This is a genomic window from Ensifer sp. ENS09 (assembly GCF_014852425.1).
Taxonomy (GTDB): Bacteria; Pseudomonadota; Alphaproteobacteria; order Rhizobiales; family Rhizobiaceae; genus Ensifer.
In genome coordinates this window covers 1-255 of the sequence record NZ_JACVBP010000029.1, presented here as the reverse complement: position 1 = coordinate 255, position 255 = coordinate 1, and the positions used below count along the sequence as shown (strand labels likewise).

Genomic DNA, 255 nt, shown 5'->3' with positions numbered 1-255 from the left:
GCGGGGTGGCTGCACCCGTTCCCATTCCGAACACGGCCGTGAAACGCCCCAGCGCCGATGGTACTTCGTCTTAAGACGCGGGAGAGTAGGTCGCTGCCAGGTCTGCAAAACGCAAGATAAATCCGGAGATCTTCTCGACACACTCTTCGGCCCTGCCGAAACACAAGGGCCGCCAACAAGCGGCCTTTTTGCGTAAGTAAGATCAGACAAACCAACGGGATTTTGCGCACGCAAAACCCGGACCGGTTAAACGGG

Annotated in this window: 1 rRNA gene; it reads left to right on the top strand. The window is 57.6% G+C overall.

The annotated features are described in order from the left end of the window. Window positions 1–102, top strand: a 5S ribosomal RNA gene (rrf, locus tag IB267_RS33080); the annotation flags it as partial. Window positions 103–255: the final 153 nt, after the last annotated feature.